This is a genomic window from Pseudarcicella hirudinis, assembly GCF_900115665.1.
Classification (GTDB): Bacteria; Bacteroidota; Bacteroidia; order Cytophagales; family Spirosomataceae; genus Pseudarcicella; species Pseudarcicella hirudinis.
Genome location: NZ_FOXH01000004.1, coordinates 167,788 through 189,728, shown reverse-complemented (window position 1 = coordinate 189,728; position 21,941 = coordinate 167,788). Strand labels below are relative to the sequence as shown.

Annotated in this window: 16 protein-coding genes; 10 read left to right on the top strand and 6 right to left on the bottom strand. The window is 38.8% G+C overall.

Annotated elements, in window-relative coordinates; genetic code table 11:
• Positions 1-190: 190 nt before the first annotated feature.
• On the top strand, positions 191-2,797 hold the full coding sequence (locus BM179_RS08865; RefSeq protein ID WP_092015462.1) for a penicillin-binding protein 1A: 2,607 nt from the start codon (positions 191-193) through the stop codon (positions 2,795-2,797).
• Positions 2,798-2,863: 66 nt separating this feature from the next.
• Positions 2,864-3,760, top strand: a complete 897-nt coding sequence (gene hemF, locus BM179_RS08860; RefSeq protein WP_092015459.1) for an oxygen-dependent coproporphyrinogen oxidase — start codon at positions 2,864-2,866, stop codon at positions 3,758-3,760.
• Between the two features lie 105 nt (positions 3,761-3,865).
• Here the strand turns inward: hemF and BM179_RS08855 are convergent, their stop codons facing one another.
• Positions 3,866-4,273 (bottom strand): hypothetical protein, encoded by a 408-nt coding sequence (locus BM179_RS08855; RefSeq protein WP_092015456.1) that lies wholly within the window; start codon positions 4,271-4,273, stop codon positions 3,866-3,868.
• Positions 4,274-4,358: 85 nt separating this feature from the next.
• The gene (locus BM179_RS08850) at positions 4,359-5,450 is read right to left on the bottom strand and encodes an o-succinylbenzoate synthase (RefSeq protein ID WP_092015453.1); all 1,092 of its coding nucleotides are present in this window, start codon (positions 5,448-5,450) and stop codon (positions 4,359-4,361) included.
• Positions 5,451-5,859: 409 nt separating this feature from the next.
• On the opposite strand from BM179_RS08850, the gene lpxK reads away from it, so the two are divergent.
• The 4 genes from lpxK to BM179_RS08830 all read left to right on the top strand — a co-directional run bounded on the left by lpxK (position 5,860) and on the right by BM179_RS08830 (position 12,812).
• Positions 5,860-6,909, top strand: a complete 1,050-nt coding sequence (lpxK, locus tag BM179_RS08845) for a tetraacyldisaccharide 4'-kinase (protein ID WP_177219345.1) — start codon at positions 5,860-5,862, stop codon at positions 6,907-6,909.
• 143 nt (positions 6,910-7,052) lie between these two features.
• Complete coding sequence (locus BM179_RS08840; protein WP_092015446.1) at positions 7,053-9,053, top strand: putative porin; 2,001 nt, start codon at positions 7,053-7,055, stop codon at positions 9,051-9,053.
• A gap of 77 nt (positions 9,054-9,130) precedes the next feature.
• Positions 9,131-9,712, top strand: coding sequence for a MiaE family protein (locus BM179_RS08835; RefSeq protein WP_092015443.1), 582 nt, complete (start codon positions 9,131-9,133; stop codon positions 9,710-9,712).
• A 151-nt stretch (positions 9,713-9,863) separates the two neighbouring features.
• Positions 9,864-12,812, top strand: a complete 2,949-nt coding sequence (locus BM179_RS08830; protein WP_177219344.1) for a PD-(D/E)XK nuclease family protein — start codon at positions 9,864-9,866, stop codon at positions 12,810-12,812.
• Positions 12,813-12,838: 26 nt separating this feature from the next.
• Here BM179_RS08830 and BM179_RS08825 read toward each other — a convergent pair whose 3' ends face one another.
• The gene (locus BM179_RS08825) at positions 12,839-13,360 is read right to left on the bottom strand and encodes a methylated-DNA--[protein]-cysteine S-methyltransferase (protein WP_092015437.1); all 522 of its coding nucleotides are present in this window, start codon (positions 13,358-13,360) and stop codon (positions 12,839-12,841) included.
• A 199-nt stretch (positions 13,361-13,559) separates the two neighbouring features.
• Between BM179_RS08825 and BM179_RS08820 the strand changes: the two genes are divergently transcribed.
• Positions 13,560-14,363 (top strand): DNA-3-methyladenine glycosylase family protein, encoded by an 804-nt coding sequence (locus tag BM179_RS08820; protein ID WP_177219343.1) that lies wholly within the window; start codon positions 13,560-13,562, stop codon positions 14,361-14,363.
• Positions 14,364-14,664: 301 nt separating this feature from the next.
• Positions 14,665-16,095, top strand: a complete 1,431-nt coding sequence (locus BM179_RS08815) for a circularly permuted type 2 ATP-grasp protein (RefSeq protein ID WP_092015431.1) — start codon at positions 14,665-14,667, stop codon at positions 16,093-16,095.
• 78 nt (positions 16,096-16,173) lie between these two features.
• Here BM179_RS08815 and lysA read toward each other — a convergent pair whose 3' ends face one another.
• Complete coding sequence (gene lysA, locus BM179_RS08810) at positions 16,174-17,418, bottom strand: diaminopimelate decarboxylase (RefSeq protein WP_092016180.1); 1,245 nt, start codon at positions 17,416-17,418, stop codon at positions 16,174-16,176.
• Between the two features lie 392 nt (positions 17,419-17,810).
• Here lysA and BM179_RS08805 point away from each other — a divergent pair, with 392 nt between their 5' ends.
• On the top strand, positions 17,811-18,239 hold the full coding sequence (locus BM179_RS08805) for an OsmC family protein (RefSeq protein ID WP_092016177.1): 429 nt from the start codon (positions 17,811-17,813) through the stop codon (positions 18,237-18,239).
• A 162-nt stretch (positions 18,240-18,401) separates the two neighbouring features.
• Positions 18,402-19,196: a thymidylate synthase gene (locus BM179_RS08800; RefSeq protein ID WP_092015427.1), complete on the top strand. Its 795-nt coding sequence runs from the start codon at positions 18,402-18,404 to the stop codon at positions 19,194-19,196.
• Positions 19,197-19,331: 135 nt separating this feature from the next.
• Here the strand turns inward: BM179_RS08800 and BM179_RS08795 are convergent, their stop codons facing one another.
• Together BM179_RS08795 and BM179_RS08790 are read right to left on the bottom strand one after the other, a co-directional pair.
• Entirely contained in the window at positions 19,332-20,297 is a 966-nt protein-coding gene (locus BM179_RS08795; RefSeq protein ID WP_092015424.1) for an AAA family ATPase, read from the bottom strand.
• 182 nt (positions 20,298-20,479) lie between these two features.
• Positions 20,480-21,820, bottom strand: a complete 1,341-nt coding sequence (locus tag BM179_RS08790; RefSeq protein ID WP_092015421.1) for a peptidylprolyl isomerase — start codon at positions 21,818-21,820, stop codon at positions 20,480-20,482.
• Positions 21,821-21,941: the final 121 nt, after the last annotated feature.

Genomic DNA, 21,941 nt, shown 5'->3' with positions numbered 1-21,941 from the left:
GGCGGGAATAGCATCAGGATGGAAATATGAATGATAAAGAGAATCTGTTTTTTCGGAATAGCTGAAATAAACTCATATTTTCGAAATGAAAGTCAATATTAAGCGTTTTATTCTTTAAATATTTCCTGGTCCTTAATTGACAATTAATTATTAAATTGTTGCATAATTAGTGCCGACAAGTAAAATTTTTATGAAGAAAATTGTTCAAGTCATTCAGAATCTTTGGGTTACAATAAAAGCTACTCTCTTGCAGGTTTTGCATTGGCTTTGGAAAATGATCGATCAGGGCTTAGTCAGATTACTTGGCGAAGAGAAAGTGGCTACTTTTTACAAGCAATTGGATTTTCTCAAAGAAAAGTACTGGGATTCCAGGGAGAAAGTTGACCAGTTTATCGAAAGTAAAGTTGATAAGGAAGCGACCTATTATCCTACGATTAAAAGGCTCTGGAAAATTTGCGGATGGACAATTTTTGCAGGGGTATTTTTCATCTTTGCTATTGAAACCAACTTTCTCTGGTTAACCGGAGAAATGCCCAGCGTAGGCGAACTTCAGAACCCGAAACTCTCTCAATCTTCCGAAATTTATTCTGCGGATGGCGTTTTATTAGGTAAGTTTTTTACCGAAAACAGAACTCCGATCCGGGATTATAACCAATTGTCTCCTTATCTGGTAAAAGCTTTGGTAGCAACGGAAGATTCCAGGTTTTATCAGCATTCCGGAATTGATTATAAAGCATGGGCAGGTGTGGCAGTTGGTATGTTAAGCGGGGGCGATCGCGGAGGAGGAAGTACTATCACACAGCAATTGGCGAAAAACCTTTTTAAAACCCGTAAAAAACAGGGAATTCTCAAAAAAGGATTTCTGGGCTATGTACCGTTGGTAAATAAGCTGGTCATCAAGACCAAAGAATGGCTTACGGCAATCAAACTTGAACGATATTATACCAAAAACGAGATTATATTATGGTATCTGAACACGGTAGATTTCGGGAGTAATGCCTACGGAATTAAGGTGGCTTCCAAAACCTATTTTAATACCTCTCCTGATAGTCTTAAAGTTCAGCAGGCCGCAGTACTGGTAGGTATGCAAAAAGCTACAACCACTTATAATCCGATTTTGAATCCTGAGAAATCCATCAAACGGCGAAACACTGTGCTTGCACAGATGCAGAAATACGGATACCTTTCCAAAGCAGAACTGGATTCTTTGCAGGACTTGCCTCTCGGACTGAACAGACATGAGGAATCTCCATATGACGGAACAGGAAATTATTTCAAAGTAGCCATTGCCAAATACCTCAATGAATGGGCGAAAGACAATGAAATAGAGCTTGATTTGTACAGAGATGGGTTGAAAATTATTACTACCATCGACTCACGTCTACAGACTTACGCTGAGGATGCCGTTTCTGAAGGGATGAGGAGTGTGCAAAAAACCTTTGACGGACACTGGTCAGGCAAAAATCCCTGGGCAGATGAAAAAGGGGTAGAAATTCCCGGATTTATCGATACTGTAGCCAAAAGAACGGAATATTACAAAGCATTGGTAAAACGATTCCCTAATAATCAGGATTCGGTTTGGTACTATATGAAGAGTGTTAAGCGGAAAATGTGGGTATATTCCAGAAATGGATTGGGTGAGGAAGAAAGAATGATGAGTGCTTATGACTCCATTCAATATTACAAAAGGTTCTTACAGGCCGGAATGATGACGATGGATCCTTATACAGGTCATGTGAAAGCCTGGGTTGGTGGTCTGGATTTTAAGTATTTCAAATATGACCACGTCAAGCAGGGAAAACGTCAGCCGGGTTCTACCTTCAAACCTTTTGTATATACAGCAGCTATAGACGGTCCGAGGAATCTTTCACCTTGTACTGAAATGAAGGATGAACCTTTTGAGATTGAAGTTGAAGAAAAAGGAGAGAAAAAAATCTGGAGACCCAATAATGCAGACGGGCATTTCTCTTATGCTACCATGCCTTTACGGAGAGCACTGGCAAAATCAATTAACTCTATTACGGCCAGATTAACAGACGAGGTTGGGCCGGATACGGTAATGTATTATGCCAAAACAATGGGTATTTCCAGCCCGATGCGGCCTGTTGCGTCTATCGGTCTGGGTTCTTTTGATGTTTCACTTTATGAAATGATAGGAGCTTATTCTGCCTTTATTAATGAAGGTATTCACGTAGAACCGATGATTATTCAGGAAATTCAGGATCAGAATGGTAAAGTACTTCAGCATTTTGACCCGGAAACCAAGCGGGTAATCCGAAAAGAGTCTGCGATGCTGATGCGCTCTATGTTGGAAGGCCCTATTTATGAAGGTGGTACGGCAAGCAGTTTATTATGGAATGATGGTGCCGTGCTGATGCCTGCTAAAAACAAATATGCTCCTGCATTTGCAGGGAAAACAGGAACAACTTCAAATCATTCCGATGGCTGGTTTATCGGGATGACGAACAGCCTGATTACCGGGGCCTGGGTAGGGGGAGATGACCGGTCCATTCACTTCAGGAGTGGGGCGCTGGGAGAGGGTTCCAAGACGGCTTTACCACTTTATAAACGGTTTATGATAAAAGTGGTAAACGATCCGACTTTAGCAATGTATAAACCTGTTGCGTTTGATAAGCTGGATCCTAAGGTTGTCAGAAAAGACTTTAATTGTTCTTATTATTCGCCGGCGTTGCCAGATTCATTATCTTCGGAAGGTGGGGGAAATCTGGATTCATTATCAGCCCCGCCGGGAATTGAAACGGACGTCAAACCGGATAGTACAAGTGGTGGAAATTAAAATACTGATGAGTGATTGGGGCCTCAAAATACCAGTCACTCATTATGTTTTAGAAATAATCGAAATATGAACAAGCAAGAAATTACAGAATTTTTTAAAGGATTGCAGGACCGTATCTGTACAGCACTTGAAGAAGCCGATGGCAATGCTTCGTTTAAAGAAGATTTGTGGACGAGAGCAGAAGGAGGCGGAGGACGTTCCAGGGTAATTCAGGAAGGAAATGTTATTGAGAAAGGTGGAGTAATGTTTTCGGCAGTGCACGGGGATCTTCATGAAAAAATGCTTCGTTCAATGGGATTGAATGAAAAAGTGGATTTCTATGCTACAGGTGTGTCAATTGTGATACATCCTAAAAATCCTAAAGTACCCATTATTCACATGAATGTCAGGTATTTTGAAATGACAAACGGAACCTACTGGTTTGGCGGCGGCATTGACCTGACTCCGCATTATGTGGTAGAGGAAGATGCCCGGTGGTTTCATCATTACCTTAAAAATGCCTGTGATAAGCATGATCCGGATTATTATCCTAAGTTCAGAAATTGGGCTGATGATTATTTCTTCAATGTTCACAGAAATGAAACAAGAGGGATCGGAGGAATATTTTTTGATTACCTCAAACCGGATCAGACACATTCCAAAGAGCAGCTGTTTGATTTTGTGAGAGAGGTTGGAGAGTCTTTCGCACCGATTTATACCCATTTTATGGCCAAAAATAAGAACTTGCCATCCAATAAACGGGAAAAGGCATTCCAGCAGTTAAGAAGAGGCCGTTATGTGGAATTTAATCTGGTTCATGACAGAGGAACCAAATTTGGTTTGGAAACCAATGGCCGGACGGAATCTATTTTAATGAGCATGCCGCCAACAGCAAACTGGGTTTACGATTATAAACCTGAGCCGAAAAGTGAGGAGGAGAAAACCCTGAATTTTCTGAGAAAAGGGATTGACTGGATCAGCTGATTCCGGATAGAGCGCTAATCAAAAAGAGGAACTGACCTGGTCAGTTCCTCTTTTTGATTGATTGGAAAATATCTGTCGATAATTACCTTGTGTCTGATAAAGTGTTTAGTTGGCAGCCTGCCAAACTACACTTTTGGTTTTACCATACATCAATACGATTCTGGTAGGAGTCGGAAGAAGAACCAATCTTCCACCATTGGCAGGATCACTTTCAAGTTCTACTTCAACACCTTCTTTTTTACCGATTTCGATACTGCCATCCGGAAGTTCAATGAATTTTTTTGCGATATAGGCGGTAGGCAATAAAACATCTGATTCAGGGCAATATTCCTGATGAACTTCATGAAGAGCTTTTTCAATATAATCACCGAATTCCTCATTAAAATCATCTTCGAGGTCATGAAGCTCTTCTTCTACATCATCATAATTTTCACTGTCATAAGTAAGTTGACTAAGCTCAACTCTTTTCTCAAATACCGCTAGTAAAGCGTCATCTAATTTCTGTAAATCCATCTTCTCGTTGGTGATTTTGTTTTTAGATACGCAAAGTTATTAATGAAAGTGCAAAAATCAATTATCTGAAAACAATTATCATTTGCTAAAATAACCCGACTTTTGAAATATCCCAGTCATTCTGAGGCTTATAATGCAGCCTGCCTGAAGTGATTTCTAAAGGTGACGGGACATTGTTATGATAAAGTTGTCCGGTACCAAGTCCCTGAGGGAGTGGGTTATTAAATTCAGCTGTAAACTGGGCAATGGCATTCAAACCGATGTTAGATTCCAGTGCTGAAGTAATCCACCAGCCAATTTTTAAACGGTTGGCATTTTCAATCCATTCTCTGCATTGCTGAAAACCACCGAGAAGGGTAGGCTTCAGAATAATGTACTGAGGCATTATTTTTTTCAGCAGACGGTATTTGTCAGTATAATCAGGCAGTCCGATAAGTTCTTCGTCTAAAGCAACAGCCAGTGGTGTATTTTTACAGACTTCGGCCATAAGTTCCGGCTGATTTTGTCTGATAGGCTGTTCTATGGAATGGAGTTGGTACGTGGCGAGTTTATCCAGTTTCTCATAAACATCATTCATGGAGAAAGCACCGTTGGCATCGACTCTTAGCGAAATTTCATGTTGAGAGTACTTATTTCTGATCGAATCAAGAATTTCAAGTTCTTTCTGGAAATCAATCGCCCCGACTTTCATCTTGATGCAATTGTAACCGGAATCGAGCTTTTCCCTGACTTGTCTGAGCATAAAATCCTTATTTCCCATCCAAACCAATCCGTTGATTTCAAGTGCTCTTTCGGATCGGGTAAAAGCATTGTTAAAAACGACCCTTTTTCCGCCGTTAATCAGATCAAGTAAAGCAGTTTCAAAGCCGAAAACCACAGAAGGATAAGCATGGTCTAATACCTGTTCCAGAATAATGTTGATATTCCAGGGGAAAACATCCAGTTCAAGAGTATTGAAGTTTTCACAAATGCTTAATAACTGTAATTCGAAATCAGGACGATCATCAAAACTAAGTCCTTTCAAAGGGGCACACTCTCCCAATCCGAAAACCTTCGGGTTTTCAGAGTCAAAAATCTTAATGAAATAAGTGTCTTTTTCTGTCAGCACACCCCGTGAGGTTCCGGCTTCGAACCGGAAGTGAAGAGTGTGTTTAGAAAAAACCGCTTTCAAACTCATATTTGTTGACGTGCAAATGGGTTAGTCAAATCAGGCCTAAAAGATGCAATTAGTAATTCCGGAGGGTTCAGAGAAAATATCCTCAAAAGAAAACACATCATAAAAACTAGTACTACTGATCTGGCTGGAAATAAACATAAAAATTAAAAATAAACGCTATAACTTCTCCGCTTGAAACTCCTGAACGCAAAAGAAGCGCAAAGTTAGGTATTTGAGTGGTCGGTTTTCTTAAATTTTCATAAAAAAGGAATTAAATGTATAAAAAAACGTCAACTCTTTCTGAATTTTGCATTCAAAACTCAGAAAAATTTATCTTTCGGTTCGCTGGAGCTTAATGGGTAGGATTTATAAATTCCTTTTTTCACTCGCTAAATTAATTATTGATTCTGAAAACAAAAATTATCGAACCTTGAAACTTTTAAACTTTATCCTGTTTCCTTTTACGATCCTTTATGGTCTCATTACAGATGTGCGTAATTTTTTGTATAACACAGGAATATATGAGACGACTTCAGTTGAAAGAGTCACGATAAATGTTGGAAATATTACTGTTGGCGGAACCGGGAAAACTCCTCATGTAGAATACTTAATCCGCTTACTTTCCTCTCATTTTCAGCTTGCTACCCTCAGCCGGGGTTATGGTAGGAAAACCAAAGGCTTTCTGATGGCTGATGATAAGGCTGTTGCGGAAGAAATAGGCGATGAACCTTTACAGTTTTACCGGAAATTCAGGGGAAATCTGATTGTTACGGTAGGAGAGAAGAGGGTCGAGGCTTTACGGAAGCTGATTGCTCAGAAACCTGAAACAGAAGTTGTTTTGTTGGATGATGCCTTTCAGCACAGGCCGCTAAAGCCTGATTTGAACATTTTATTGGTTGATTTTAACCGACCGATTTATAAGGACTATCCTTTTCCGGCAGGAAGGCTTCGGGAAAAAAGGCATGGCGCCAAAAGGGCGGATATTATAATTGTTACGAAATGTCCTCTAAAGTTGGATAGTAAGGGCAGGGAAGAAGTTAAAAATGGACTAAAATTTTATATAAACCCTGAAAGTCCGGTTTTTTTTACAAGCTTTGCCTATGATTCACCCAAGTCAGAATCAGGAAAAATATTTACAGATGATGTATTGCTGCTCTCAGGAATTGCCAATCCTGAACCTTTTGAGCAATATGCAAAAGAACATTTTAACGTTCATGAGCACCTGATTTTCGGAGACCATCATTTTTTTAATGAAAATGACGTTAAACAGATAAATACATCTTTTGCAGCAATAAAATCCGCACAAAAATGTATTCTTACTACGGAAAAAGACATGATGCGTTTGAAGTCCGTAAATGGAATTGATAAGGATCTTTTATTCTTTTTGCCAATAAAAACCTTCTTTTTGAATGAAGAAGGTGAGAAATTTGATGAATTGATATTAAAATTCCTTAATAAACATCCATTATTGAAGGTCTGAGTGCAAGATTAAGGTAATTTTGTAAAATGGCTGTGCACAGCTGAAAGGATAAGCGGTAAAATCTGGACAATCCCAACCTGATCCCGAAATAAATAATCTGAAATGTCATGCGGTAGCGGCGTTTTCGGAACTAATATAAAAGCGTGAATCAAATAAAATATATTTTCTTATTATCTGCTTTGCTTTTCAGCTCAGTAGTTTTTGCACAGATTCCTGCATTGCCCGGTAGTAACCAGGGCACAATCGGTAGTTTCCCTCAGAATAATGCCAACAATGCATTTCCTCAACCCGGACAAAAGAAGCAGGATTCCTCGAATGGAATAGATGATTCTACGAAGGTAATTTACGGGCCTAAATCTACAAGGTATTTCCTGGAAAATGATGTGGTTAATAACCGGAAGACGCTCTATGAAATTGACACCCTGATGGATGGGGGGCATAATTATAACTTTCTTCACCGTGATGGCATTTATTATCAGGATTTAGGACTTTTAGGTACTGCGATCCGACCTGTTTACTACAAAGCACCTGAGCAGGTAGGTACAATGCTTGGTTATGATGCTTATAAATTATATGCCTTTTCGCCTGATAAAGTTAAATACTATAATACAAGATCCCCGTTTTCAAACGTCAGATTTGTAACCGGCGGTGGCGGACAATCTATCTTAAACTTTGGTTTTGCCCGAAATATTGATTCCCTCTGGAATGTGGGTTTTGAGATCCAGAGAATTACGACTGATAAAATTCTGGTCGATAATTCGGTACGAACCGGAGATAAGTCTTTGGTTGGAGAATGGGGTTTTATGATTCATTCCAATTATCAGACGAAAAACAAGAAATACCAATTGCTCGCCCACCTGAATATTGCAGATCATAATGATAATGACCAGGGAGGAATTGCACTTGGAACCGGCTCTCTGCTGGACGCCCTGACTTTTGCCGATAACAATGCCATTTTGTCCTCAGCTAATGCTATTTCAAGAGATAAATGGACCAATTTTCATATTTATCATGAATATGCCGGGTACAAGGCTTTTCAGTTGTTTCAGTCTGTAGATTACCAGACCAGGAAAGTTCAGTTTAAAGATAAAAGCTATACAGAGGGTTTGGTGGCTGGTTTTTACCCTAAGAGCTATCTGGATGAAACCCAGATTCCCAAAGATTCACTCTATAATGGAAGTAGTTTCAATATTTTTGAGCACAAATCCGGAGTCAAGGGTTTTTACAATGGTTTTAATTATCGTCTTCATCTCAGACAGAGATTTTTCACCTATGATAACCTGCTTAACGGGAAAAGTATTAGTAAAAATGAGAATTTCCTCGGGCTCTGGCTTAGTCAGAATCTCAGCCCAAGTGCCAGGTTTTGGGGAGAAGCAGAGTTTCTGGTGCCTTTTAAAGCCCATCAGGTTAAATTTGAATTCCAGTCCAAAAACCTGACTTTAGGTTTTAACCAGACCAGCACTTTGCCAACATTGGTTCAGCAATATATTTACAATAATTCATTCAGATGGGACAAAGATTATAGCAATGTATTTGTGAACAGTGTTTACATGAATGCCCCTTTGAAATTGGGTAAACTCAAAATAACGCCAAGTGCTGATATTCAGCTGTTAAGCAATTATATTTATTTTGCTTCTGTGAGGGATTCACTGGTGAGTCTTAACAGTGAAATCAGACCTGTTCAAAGTGCTAAAGATGTAACGATATTCCGGGCAGGCCTGGGGATAGATTATCGTATTGGCCGTTTCTCAACGGTTAATCAGGCTTATTTCACTAAAAGAACTGGAGCAGATGTGATCAGAATGCCTGAAATTCTCCTGAATTCCAGACTGGCATTTGACATTGTATATGCCAAAGTGCTGTTTATTCAGGCGGGTGTTGAATTTAATTATAAGTCAGGGTATTATGCAGATGCTTATATGCCTGCTATTCAGCAGTTTTATGTGCAAAATCAAAACTTTGTTGATGGATATTTACAGGCAGATGCTTTTGCAGATTTCAGAATAAACAGGGTAAGAATGTTCATAAAAATGTCGCATGTCAATCAGGGTTTGATGGGAATCCCTAACTATTTTGCAGCGCCATTATTTCCTGCGGTGGGAAGGGTATTCGGGTTTGGGGTAAACTGGTTGCTGTTTGATTAAATATTAGCGTTTGAAAACAAGAGACAGACTTTCGGTGGATCTGAATCTATTGGGTCTCTCTGAAAAATATAATAAAGATGTTGGGTTTAAAACTTCCTACAGATCCCCGATGGGTCAATATTGCAGAGAAGAATATTGAAGAAATTCTTGTAGATCATGCCTATTGCGAGCAAAAAGCTGCTTCTTCCTGCATTTCTCTGATTATTCAGTTTCCTGAAAAAGAGAAATTGAGAGAAGTACTTATGCCAGTGGTAGCAGAAGAATGGGCGCATTTCAGAATGGTTATTAAAGAGTTGGATAAACGAGGATTTACGCTTGGCAAACAGCGGAAAGATGAATATGTCCACCAGCTTTATGCCAAAATGAAAAGAGGAGGTTCGGTAAATGAACAGCTGACTGAAAAACTCTTTATGAATGCTCTTATTGAAGCCAGAAGCTGTGAGCGTTTCAGGTTATTGTCTCAGGAGATATCAGATGAAAGTTTAAGAGATTTTTACCATGAATTAATGATTTCTGAAGCAGGGCATTATGTTAATTTTATCGACCTTGCCAGAGAATATATGCCTGCTGAACATGTGAAAAAAAGATGGGCAGAATGGCTTGAGATTGAAGCAGAAGTAATTAACAGCCTTGAATTAAGAGGGGACAGGGTGCATTAACTGTTGTGGCTGGTGTTTCGTTCTTTACTTGAAATCCTTGTAACCACATAGGCATATAGGGCACATAGATGTGTTCATGAACCACCTTGGCAAGGAGTGTAGTTGTGTGAATTTAGGTCATATAGAATCGTTGGAATTATATAAAAATACCATGCAAACATTTCTCCAGGAGGCCGCTGATTATATTTTAGAAAAGCATGGATTCAAAAATCTGAGTCGGCTCTGTATCATTATTCCTACCAGAAGGGGGGCTTTGTACTTTAAGAAAGCGCTGGTTTCTTCTCAAAAATATAAAACTGAAAAACCTTTTCTGGCACCGGACGTACTGGCAATTGATGATTTCGTAAATCAGGTAACCGGAGTTAAGCAAATCGATCAGGTTTCACTGCTTTTTGAACTGCATGATGTTTTTAAGGAAATAGATCCCAATATTCAGTTTGAGCGTTTTATGACCTGGGCGCCAACTTTGCTCAATGATTTTGATAAAATTGACCAGTACCTGGTAGAAGCAAAAGCTTTGCTGAGCTATATGTCAGAAGCGAAGGCGATTGAACGCTGGCAATTGCAGCTGGGGGAATCTCAGCAGCAGTATTTCAGGAAAACAGATCGGGCAGACAGGTATTTCAAATTGTTTGAAAATATCGGAAATGTATATGAAAACCTGAAAATCAGGCTGACTGAAAAAGGATTAGTTTACCGCGGAATGGCGTATCGCAGGCTTGCCGAAAATGTTGACGAGTACCTGATTGACAAGAATTTATATCAGAAATATTACATTCTTGGCTTTAATGCTCTCAGTACTGCGGAGGAACAGATTTTTAAAGGATTAACGAAAAATCCGGAAAGAGCAGAAACTCTTTGGGATTCTGATGATTATTATCTGAAAACCAAAGAACAGAAAGCAGGAGACTGGCTCAGAAAATATAAAGAAGAGGGGACTTTCGGAGAATGGAAATGGAACGGGAATGAGTTACTTACTTCTGAGAAAAAGATTCAGATCATAGGGGTGTCGAATGCGAGTGTTCAGGCGAAAGTAGCAGGACATCTTTATGGACCCTGTAAAAGCGATGATGGGTTGACTGCTATTGTGCTGGGAGATGAAAATCTCTTAGTTCCGGTTATGAATTCGCTGGAAAATGCTGTATCAGACTTTAACATCACGATGGGTTTATCTCTTAAAAGCTCTATGCTTTTTACCCTTGTCGATATCCTGTTTGAAATGCACAGAAATCTGGTTGAATTTAAGACAGAAGAGGGCAAAACCTTTAAAATTCCAAAGTTTTCTCACAGGCATGTTGTCAAAGTACTTAACCATCCTTTTATCAGGAGATATGAGTTATTGAATTTTGCAAAAACGCCGGTTAATAGCCAGAAGCAAGAAAACCCGATCAGGAAGACTTTAACGACAATCATTGCCTGGAATAAGGTTTTTCTGAGTGCTGAAGAGCTCCAGGAATTGGGAAATAATGCTGAGTTATTCCGGATTTTGTTCAGTTCCTGGAATAATTCCCCTAAAAAAGCCATAAAATGTCTTTATGAGCTGATTGATTTACTGAGGGAAGTTTACAGTGAAAATCAAAATGCAATTGAAACGGAATATCTGTACCAGTTTTTTCTGATTTTACAGCGTCTGGAAAGTATTGTAGAACAAAGAGGTGACAGAATTACCCTTAAAAGTTTTAAAACTTTCCTTTATGAATTGATTAAGCAGACTAAGATCCCTTTTAGCGGAGAGACAGATCAAAGTCTTCAGATTATGGGAATGCTGGAAACCAGAACCCTGGATTTTGACAGATTGATCATTTTGTCAGTAAATGAAGGGGTTTTACCTACCGGGAAAAAACAAAACTCGCTAATCCCTTTCGAAGCTTTTGAGGAGTTTGGGTTACCTACGCATAATCATGCAGATGCGGTAATGGCTTATCATTTTTTCCGGCTTTTGCAGAGAGCAAAAGAGGTTTCATTACTTCATATATTGCCATCTGATACTTATGGTGCCGGAGAAAAAAGCCGCTTTATTTTGCAGATTGAACATGAATTGGCAAAACTGAATAAAAATTTAAATATTTCTCATCCCAATATAGTTTTCCATACCGACGATAATGTTTTAGCTGAAACGGAGGATTTTGTTATTCAGAAAACGCCTGAAATTATTAGTTTAATTGAAAAGCAGATTTCAGAAAAAGGCATTTATCCTTCTCATCTCAATCAGTTTGTTGAATGTTCTTTAAGGTATTATTTCTCAAAAGTCGCCGGAATTGAACAGACTGATGAAATTTCTGAGAAAATTGAAGCAGATTCATTTGGAAACTGGATTCACAAAACGCTGGAGAATATAGATAAAGAGTTAGTGGCCAAAGATCGGTTTATTGAGAAAACAGATATCCTTCAGGTTTTGGACAAGCTTGATGATTACCTCAAAGCAGCTTTTCAGGAAACAAACCGCGGGTTGAATACCGAAGAAGGAAGTAATTTTGTCATGTACCAGATCGGAGAAACAATTCTCCGGAAATTTCTGAATTATCAGGTTGAAAATGAGTCGTTTCCTGTTGAATTACTTGATACAGAAAGAACCATTTCTGCTACTTTTGAGGCAACAGTTTCAGGAAGAAAATTACCGGTGAAAATTGCCGGAAGAATAGATAGAATAGACCGGATTAACCAGCATACAATCCGGGTAATTGATTATAAAACCGGAAAAGTGGTTCCGAATGATTTGAAAGCTACCGGTGGACAGACGGTTTCCGAGGCACTGAATGAGGCAGACAAAAGTAAATACCGGCAGCTCTGGCTTTATAAATATATGACGCTGAAACGAATGCTGTCGGTGGAGGGGTTAAAAATCAAGGAAATTCCTTTGGAAACAATCACAAATCAGGTGGCGGCCGGAATTTATTCTTTCAGGAATATAGACAGTGGTTTTATGGTTCAGGACGTGAAATTCAGGGAGGATGAAAGTGTGGCTGATTTTATTGGAGATTCCGAACGGGAAATAACTGCTTTTGTGGAAGAACTTCTTGACCCAGGAAAACCGTTTCTAAGAACCCATGATATCAAAATGTGTGAATATTGCGATTATCGTCAGATTTGCGGAAGGTAAAGAAATGGTTCATAAAGTTCAGAGGATTACTCAAACATCTTCGTTTGGAAACCTCCTGAGTATTTTAATTCGTGTTCCAAAAGCCATTTTTTTCTCCATAAATCTCCTCCATAACCAACTAATGAGCCATTTGAGCCTATCACTCTGTGGCAAGGTACCACAATCGTAAATTTGTTATTACCATTGGTCGTGCCAACCGCTCTGATGGCTTTCTCATTCCCGATTCTTCTGGAAAGTTCGAGATAAGAGATGGTTTTTCCATAGGGAATTGTTTCCAGAGTATGCCATACAAGGACTTGAAAATCTGTGCCTTTGTGCTTGAAAATCAGATCAAAATCCTTTCTGTTTCCGGCAAAATATTCCTTAAGCTGCTGAATGCAGACTTTTACAACTTCCGGCACAAATTCAGAAGGTCTGAACTTTGGACTCGGGCGTTTTTGGGCTTCTACAAATAAAATGGAAGTTAAATATTCCTCAGTTCCTGAGATTTCGAGTGTCCCGACAGGAGATTCGTAGTATGCCGTAAATTCTTGAGGTATCCCGCTCATCTGAAATAGTTGTCCGAAGTTTTAGAGAACGCAATTTCCGGATTTTTTCATTAAAAACTATTCTTTATTTTGCATCTCATATCCCTACGTCTCAAACTTTGTTTCTAATTATTTAAAAATGCTGATCCGGATACCCCTTCCCCCTTATTTTAGTTTTCAGGAATGTTTATGGTTCCTTGATAGAAATTTCGATGACTGTATGCATAAAGTAAGTAAACAAGGAGTGCGGAAGTTGCTTGAAATTGAAAATGAACCTGTTTTGATTGAAATTTCTGAAAATGAAGCAGGTTTAAAAGTGGAAGTATTATTCGGAAAAGGTCCGGAAGAGCCAATAGTTCAGTTTGTAGAAGAATGGCTCGATATGAGCCGGAATATTGAACCTTTTTATGAACTGTTGAAAAAGGATAAAGAACTGGCTTACATGACCACAGATTTTTATGGTTTAAGAATGATTGCCATTCCTGATTTGTTCGAAGCCTTATGCTGGTCGATTATCGGGCAGCAGATTAACCTGACTTTTGCTTATAAATTGAAAAGAAGACTGACTGAAACCTATGGTAAAATGCTGACTTACGAAGGGGCTGAATATTATCTTTTTCCAAAACCTGAAGATCTGATGCGTATTGCTGCAGAGGATCTGCTGCCTATGCAGTTTTCCGGAAAGAAAGCCGAATACATTATTGAAATTGCAGGAAAGTTTGCAAACGGGCAGGTTTCAAAAGAAATTCTTCAAAATCTATCTACGCAAGAGGCAATTGCTCATTTGGTAAAGATCAGAGGGATAGGAGAGTGGACTGCTAATTACGCTATGATGAAATCTCTGAAGCGGCTGGAATGTATAACCTATGGCGATGTTGGCCTGTATAACGCTTTGGCGCAACAGAAAGGTTTCCCGAAAAGACCTTCCAAAGAAGAATTGAATATCTTTTTTGCCGGTTTTAAAAACTGGGAAGCTTACACGGTTTTTTATTTGTGGAGAACACTGGCTCTCAAAAAACAATAGTACCTGTTTTAGCATAAAAGTTAAAATTAATACCTGAGTATTTGTACTTATTTTCCGGAAAAATATCTTGGAATTATCTGGTTTGAGTCAAGAAAAGTTATATCTGTCAAATGTTTCAGAATTTTATACTGAAAAATGTTTTTGAAACAAAAGATAATTTTATTAAATTGTATTTCACGGAACATCAATATTGACTTAGATTCGTCAGGAAGCATTAATCACTTTTTTGATTTCTGAGGAGAATTTAAACAATCTGATAGATCAGACATTCAATAAACCCACATAACCATAAACAAGGCCTATGAAGTTTTCTTTTAGCGATTATCAAACCGAAGGTTTTTTTGATGAAATGTTTGATGCCCATGGTGGCACCAGGATGGGTTATGAGGTTTTCAAGGAAAGAGTAGAGCAACTTACCAAAGAGGAATTTGTCCGCCGTCATCAGGCTGCCGAAAGGGCGTTGATGGCTATGGGAATTACTTTTAATGTCTATTCTGAAAATGAAGGTACTGAAAGGATTATGCCGATTGACATCATTCCCAGAATCGTGGAATCTGATGAATGGGATAGAACGGAAAAAGGTCTGATTCAGCGGATTACGGCTTTAAATATGTTTTTGGATGATATTTACCATGATCAGAAAATTCTGCGCGACGGTATCATTCCCAGAGAATTGATAGAATCTTCCAAGAATTTTTTAAAACCTTGTATTGGTTTAAACCCTCCGAAGGGAATCTGGATACATATTACCGGAACAGATCTTATTAAAGGAGATGATGGCCGTTTTATGGTTTTAGAAGATAATTTACGTTGTCCTTCAGGGGTGTCATACATGTTAGAGAACCGTGAACTTTTGAAACAGACTTTTCCGGAAGTAATTGCCAAAACAAGGGTTCGTTCTATCTCTGATTACCCGACCCGTCTTTTGCAGATGCTCCAGTTTATTACCGACAGACCCGATCCTACAGTATGTGTACTTACACCGGGTATTTATAATTCAGCTTATTTTGAACATTCTTATCTTGCTCAGCAAATGGGTGTTGAATTAGTTGATGCCCGTGATTTAGTGGTACAGGATGGATATGTAAAAATGAGAACAACCAAAGGTTTTCAGGTGGTGGATGTAATTTATCGCCGGATTGATGATGTTTTTATGGATCCCCGTACTTTTAATCCACATTCATTAATCGGAATTCCGGGAATTTTCGAGGTATTTAAAAAGGGAAGGGTTGCTCTTGCTAATGCGCCGGGCTCAGGTGTGGCGGATGACAAGGTTATTTATGCTTATGTACCAAGAATCATCAAGTACTATCTTGGGGAGGATCCGATAATACCCAACGTCCAGACCTATATCTGCGGAGAAGAGGACGATTGTAAATATGTATTGGAAAACATAGAGAAACTGGTAGTAAAAGAAGCCAATGAAGCAGGAGGATATGGTATGCTGATCGGACCAAAATCCACAAAAGAGGAGCAGTCTATGTTCAAACAAAGAATTAAAGATAATCCTCGTAACTATATCGCCCAGCCAACAATTTCCTTGTCGAGAGTTCCTTGCCTGATCGATGATAAAGCAGAAGGGCGACATGTTGACTTACGTCCTTACATTCTCTATGGTAATGGCGTACAGGTAATTCCGGGCGGCTTAACAAGGGTTGCACTTCGGAGAGGTTCTTTAGTGGTAAATTCCTCACAGGGAGGAGGTTCTAAAGATACCTGGGTTTTGTATTAATCTCTGAAATCAAAACATAAAAAGACCTGTCTGAGTTGCCTTTCGGTCATTCGGACAGGTCTTTTTTAGAATGGAAAATTAAAGTTCTATCTCAACCTGATTTCTCAGAATATCTTCCATTGTTTCTCTTTTACGAATTAAATGAGCTTTTCCTTCATAAACCATTACTTCCGCAGGTTTAAATCTTGCATTGTAATTTGAGGACATGGTAAAACCATAAGCTCCCGCATTTTTCATTGCAATAATATCTCCTGCTTCAACTTTGTTCATAAGTCGCTCGTTAGGTTTCCCTTCTGTATCAAAGCTGAAAGTATCCGTTTCACAGATATAGCCAACTACCCGATATGAATCCTGTACAGAATTATCAGCGTTAGAAGCATTGAAAATGTCATGATAAGCAGCATACATCATCGGACGGATCAGGTGGTTTAAACCAGAATTGATACCGACAAATGTTTTTACAGGATCTTTCTTTACAACATTTGCAGTGGAAAGAAAAGTCCCCGATTCACTGACCAGAAACTTGCCCGGCTCAAACCATAATTGCAAAGGCTTACCATATTTCTCACAAAAATCAAGGAAAGCACCACCAAGTACTTTACCCACTTCTTCCATATCTGTTACAACATCACCTTCTTTGTAAGCTACTTTAAAACCACCGCCTAAATCTATAATTTCCAGGTCTTTAAAAGAAAATGCTAAATCGAGGATCGCTGAAGCAGCCTGCGTAAATGAATCTGCATTTTTTACGTCAGAACCTGTGTGCTGATGCAGGCCGATTACTTTGATGTTATATTTTTCAACCACCGCCAGAATTTCTTCTTTCTGGTGAATCGATATTCCGAATTTAGACTCCGGATGAGCTGTCATGATTTTTTCATTACCCCCTCCGAAAACATGAGGTTTGATACGGATCAGACAGCCTATTGAATTACCGTATTTTTGTCCGAATTTCTCAAGCACGTCCAGATTGTCCAGATTAATCTTCGCTCCGGCCTCAATAGCAGTCTCGATTTCGTCAAAACTTACGCCGCTTGGGGTAAATGTCACCTGTTCACCTTTATAGCCGGCTTTCAATGCCAGTTCAAGCTCCTGAGGTGAGACCACGTCAATTTCAACGCCATGCTTATGCATCAGTTTCAGGATAGAAATATTCGTATTGGCCTTACAGGCGTATTTAATCTTCAGATTGATACCGTCAAATGACTGACGAAGTACTGAGATTTTTTCAATAATTTTGTCCGCATCGTACACGTACAGAGGAGTGCCGAATCGGGCCGCCAGATCTGTAAGTTTAATTCCCTGAATGTCGTAATAATACATGCTTGATTTTGCCTTTTGAAAATAAAGCACAAAGATAGTTCTTAAACATCCATCAAAAAAAACTTCTAAAAATGAAAAAGGTATTTTTATTACTTTTGTGCTGTTAATCCAACCCACGCTCTGTGGCAAACAGCGTGTAAAGTGTTCTGTGAGTCACAGAACACGGGTAATGGTATTTTTATTACTTTTGTGCTGTTAATCTAACCCATGCTCAGTGGCACACAGAGCGTAAACAAGTGTTCAGAGTGACACAGAACACGGTTAGTGTCCCTGAATTGGAGATTAAAAGCAGATGTTTGAATTAAAGTAAACGAAAACCTGTTATGAAAACAGAAACCAGATCTGACCGGGAAAACGGAGAAGTTCAGATTATTAAAAATAAGGAAAAAGGAATGCAAGTAGAATTAAAAAGAGTAGATGATGCCTTTCATTTTGAGGCAACAGGTCTTTCAGGTGTATCTGTACATATTGATGGTGCAGCAGATATTGGCGGACATAATGCAGGAGCAAGACCTATGGAATTATTATTGATGGGTTTGGGAGGCTGTACTGCAATTGATGTTATTTTAATTTTAAAGAAACAACGTCAGAGAGTAGATGATTTACAGATTTCTGTAAGCGGAGAAAGAGTTAAGATTGAAGATACGCAAATGACTCCTTTCAGAAAAATCAATGTTCACTTTAAGTTTAAAGGAAATATTACCGAAGCAAAGGCCGAAAAAGCGATTGAGCTATCGATGGAGAAATATTGTTCTGCCACGGCTCAACTTACGCCTTCTGCTGAAATTACACATACTTATGAAGTTGATTTTGCAGAATAGAATCTCTTCAGAATAGCTGATAGGTTAAAGATTTTCAGATTATATATCGAAATACTGCGGATCAATTCTGGAAAAGATTCGTGGTATTTTTGTATAATACGGTCATGAAATCCCTTTATTCCTTCGTAACTTGCGAGCCGAATTTGAAATACCTGATTATATATGCAGCAATATCACGACTTATTAAAACACATTTTAGATACAGGCGCTCAGAAGACTGACCGTACGGGGACAGGAACGCTTAGTGTATTTGGCTATCAGATGCGTTTTAACCTTCAGGACGGATTTCCTCTGGTAACTACCAAAAAAGTACACCTGAAGTCTATTATCCACGAATTACTCTGGTTTATCAAAGGAGAAACCAATACAAAATATCTGAAGGATAATGGAGTCTCGATTTGGGATGAGTGGGCTGATGAGAATGGAAATCTCGGACCTGTTTACGGAAAACAATGGAGAAGCTGGACAGCACCCAATGGCAAAGTAATAGACCAGTTGTCAGAAGTTATTGAAACCCTGAAAAAAAGTCCTGATTCCCGCAGAATCATTGTCAGTGCCTGGAACGTCGCAGATTTATCTGAAATGGCTCTGATGCCTTGTCATGCTTTATTTCAGTTTTATGTGGCAGATAACAAACTTTCCTGCCAGCTATATCAGAGAAGTTCAGACGTGTTTTTAGGAGTTCCTTTTAACATCGCTTCATATGCTTTGTTAACGATGATGATTGCACAGGTTTGTGATCTTGAACTGGGCGATTTTGTCTGGACCAGCGGAGACACACATTTGTATTCTAATCATCTTGAGCAAGTGAATACTCAGCTTTCAAGGGATATCAGACCTTTACCAACGATGAAGATCAATCCGGAGGTTAAAAGTATTTTCGACTTTAAGTTTGAAGATTTCAACCTTGAAAACTATAATCCTCATCCTGCCATTAAAGCTCCGGTAGCTGTTTAGAGAGAATAAAATAAGAAACAAAGAGTGCATTTACAGAGAAAGGTCTATCCGTTTTTTTGAAGTACTACCAGAATAAAAAAGCGTCGATGCTGATTTCGAAAATCAGCATCGACGCTTTTTACATTATCTGAAAAATCAGATTAATTTCTTCACAATATCCTCAACAGAAACACCTTCTGCTTCTGCTTTAAAGTTCCGGACAATTCTATGACGAAGGATCGGAAGAGCTACCGCTCTTACATCTTCAATATCAGGAGAGTATTTTCCATTCAATAAAGCATTGCATTTTGCAGCAAGAATAAGGTTTTGAGAGGCCCTTGGCCCTGCTCCCCATTCAAGGTATTTGTTCGTATCTGCATCAGCTAATTCCGTATTAGGGCGGGTTTTATGAACCAGTTTTACAGCATATTCAATGACATTGTCTGCCACCGGAACTTTTCTGACAAGTTGCTGGAATGCCAGAATCTCTTCTCCTGAAACCTGTTTCTGAACTTTATGCTTTTTATCTGTAGTAGTACTTTTCACAATCTCAAGTTCAGCCTTATAAGAAGGATAGTCCAGATTTACCATAAACATAAAACGGTCAAGCTGTGCTTCCGGAAGAGGGTAGGTTCCTTCCTGTTCTATCGGGTTCTGGGTAGCAAGTACGAAAAAAGGACGGTCAAGCGGATATTTCTGGCCCGCAATGGTCACGGAATACTCCTGCATTGCTTCCAATAAGGCAGACTGGGTTTTTGGAGGCGTACGGTTAATTTCATCAGCAAGGATAATATTAGCAAAAACTGGTCCTTTGATAAATTTAAAATGACGCTCCTGATCAAGTGTTTCTGAACCCAGGATATCCGAAGGCATCAGATCGGGAGTAAACTGAATCCTGTTGAAATTTAAATCCAGCGCATCTGCAATGGTCTGAATAAGAAGTGTTTTCGCCAATCCGGGTACACCAACCAATAGACAATGTCCCTGACAAAAAATAGCAGTTAATAAAAGGCGTATAGTATCTTCCTGACCGATTACAACTTTTCCAATTTCCGAAGTTAATTTTTGATAAGATTCTTTAAGGGCATTTACTGCCTCCACATCCGACTGGTAATTAGCCATATTTTTAAATTTCAGGTTTTGAATTATAAAGTTTAAAAGCGGGTTAAAACTCTTTTAAACTTGTTAATCGCTATAAATTATAAGTGTCAGGCTGAGAACCTGACACTTTGTAAATCTAACAAATTTATTGCCAAAAAATTGTTTAAACCGGAAAATTTCGAAATTCTTACCGATGCGAAAGTTTATTGTTCTCCGGATTTTAACACCTTGCAATCTTTGTATTCGTCTGTAATATAAATGAATACATCACCTTTGGCTTTCATAAACCATTTTTCAATGGCAAAATTTCTTTTTCTGTTTAGGGCAACTGCGGCCATTTTCTGGAAATCATCCTGCAAATTGGCAAAATGCGGAGCATGTTTTGTTTTATAAAAAATGATTCTCACTGCACTTCTTCCATCTTCTGTACGATATGGCATCGGAGCCGAAATTGTACCCACTTTCATAGAGTCAAGGGTAAAATACAAACCCGATTCCATACTGCCATCCAAAGGCATTTTAATAGAACGTGTCTGTGGATCGCTTAACATCCCTCCGGCATCCTGTGTGGCTTTATCTTCTGAATAAAGCTTTGCTGCTTTTTCAAATTTAATAGAATCCCGTTGGATTAAAACCCTGATACTGTCAAGGAAATGTGTTGCAATACTGGCATCAAGTTTTTGGTAGTCAGGGCGTAACAGGATATGTCTTGCATGATATTCCTGCCCTCTGATTTCAAGTAGCTGAATAAGGTGGAAACCGAATTCTGATTCAATAACGTCAGAGATTTCGTTTGGTTTCAATTTCAACGCTGCTGCTTCAAAAGGAGCCACCATCTGACCACGTTTGGCAAAACCTAAATCTCCGCCTCTTTTTCCGGAACCTAAATCTTCAGAATGAAGTTTTGCCAATTCTGCGAAATCTTCCCCTTTTAATACCCTTTTCTTGTAATCAAGCAATTTATTGATTAACTCATCTTTCTGAGGTCTGGTTGGCTGCGCCAGACGAACAATATGTCCGACTTCAACCTCTGAAGGAAGGTATGGTAAGCTGTCTTTCGGAATCGATTCAAAGAATCTTTTTACTTCACTTGGCGTGATTTTTACATCATTGGTGATTTTATCCTGCATCTTACGGGCAGTCAATTGTTCTTTCAGAGAAAGACGAAGCTCTTCTTTCAGGCTCGGAATGCTTTTTCCATAAGCTTCCACAATATTTTTAGCTGAACCGAACTGTTGTTCCATTTGCTCCATACGGGCATTCAGTTCGGCATCAATACGTTTATCTTCTACAATAACGGAGTCAATTTCAGACTTGGCAAGCATTAATTTATTGATGACCAGGTTTTCTAAAATCTGGCAGCGGGAAGGGGTATTATTCTGTCCGCTTGTAACATATTGCTGATATTGCGTTTCAAGGTCGGATTTAAGAATATAGTGGTTATCAACTTTGGCAATAATCTTGTCAAGAACAATATTTTGTGCCCAAAGATTTTGTGCCAGAAAGGTAAGAAATACTAAGAATATTAATTTATTTTTTTTCATCAATTGAAATTTTATCTTTCACAAAATTAACGATTTTTAAAATCTTTCCGAGTATTACTTTATCGTTAAAAATTGTTAAATCACTAAAAAATGAGAGCCACGGTGTTGAATCGTGGCTCAA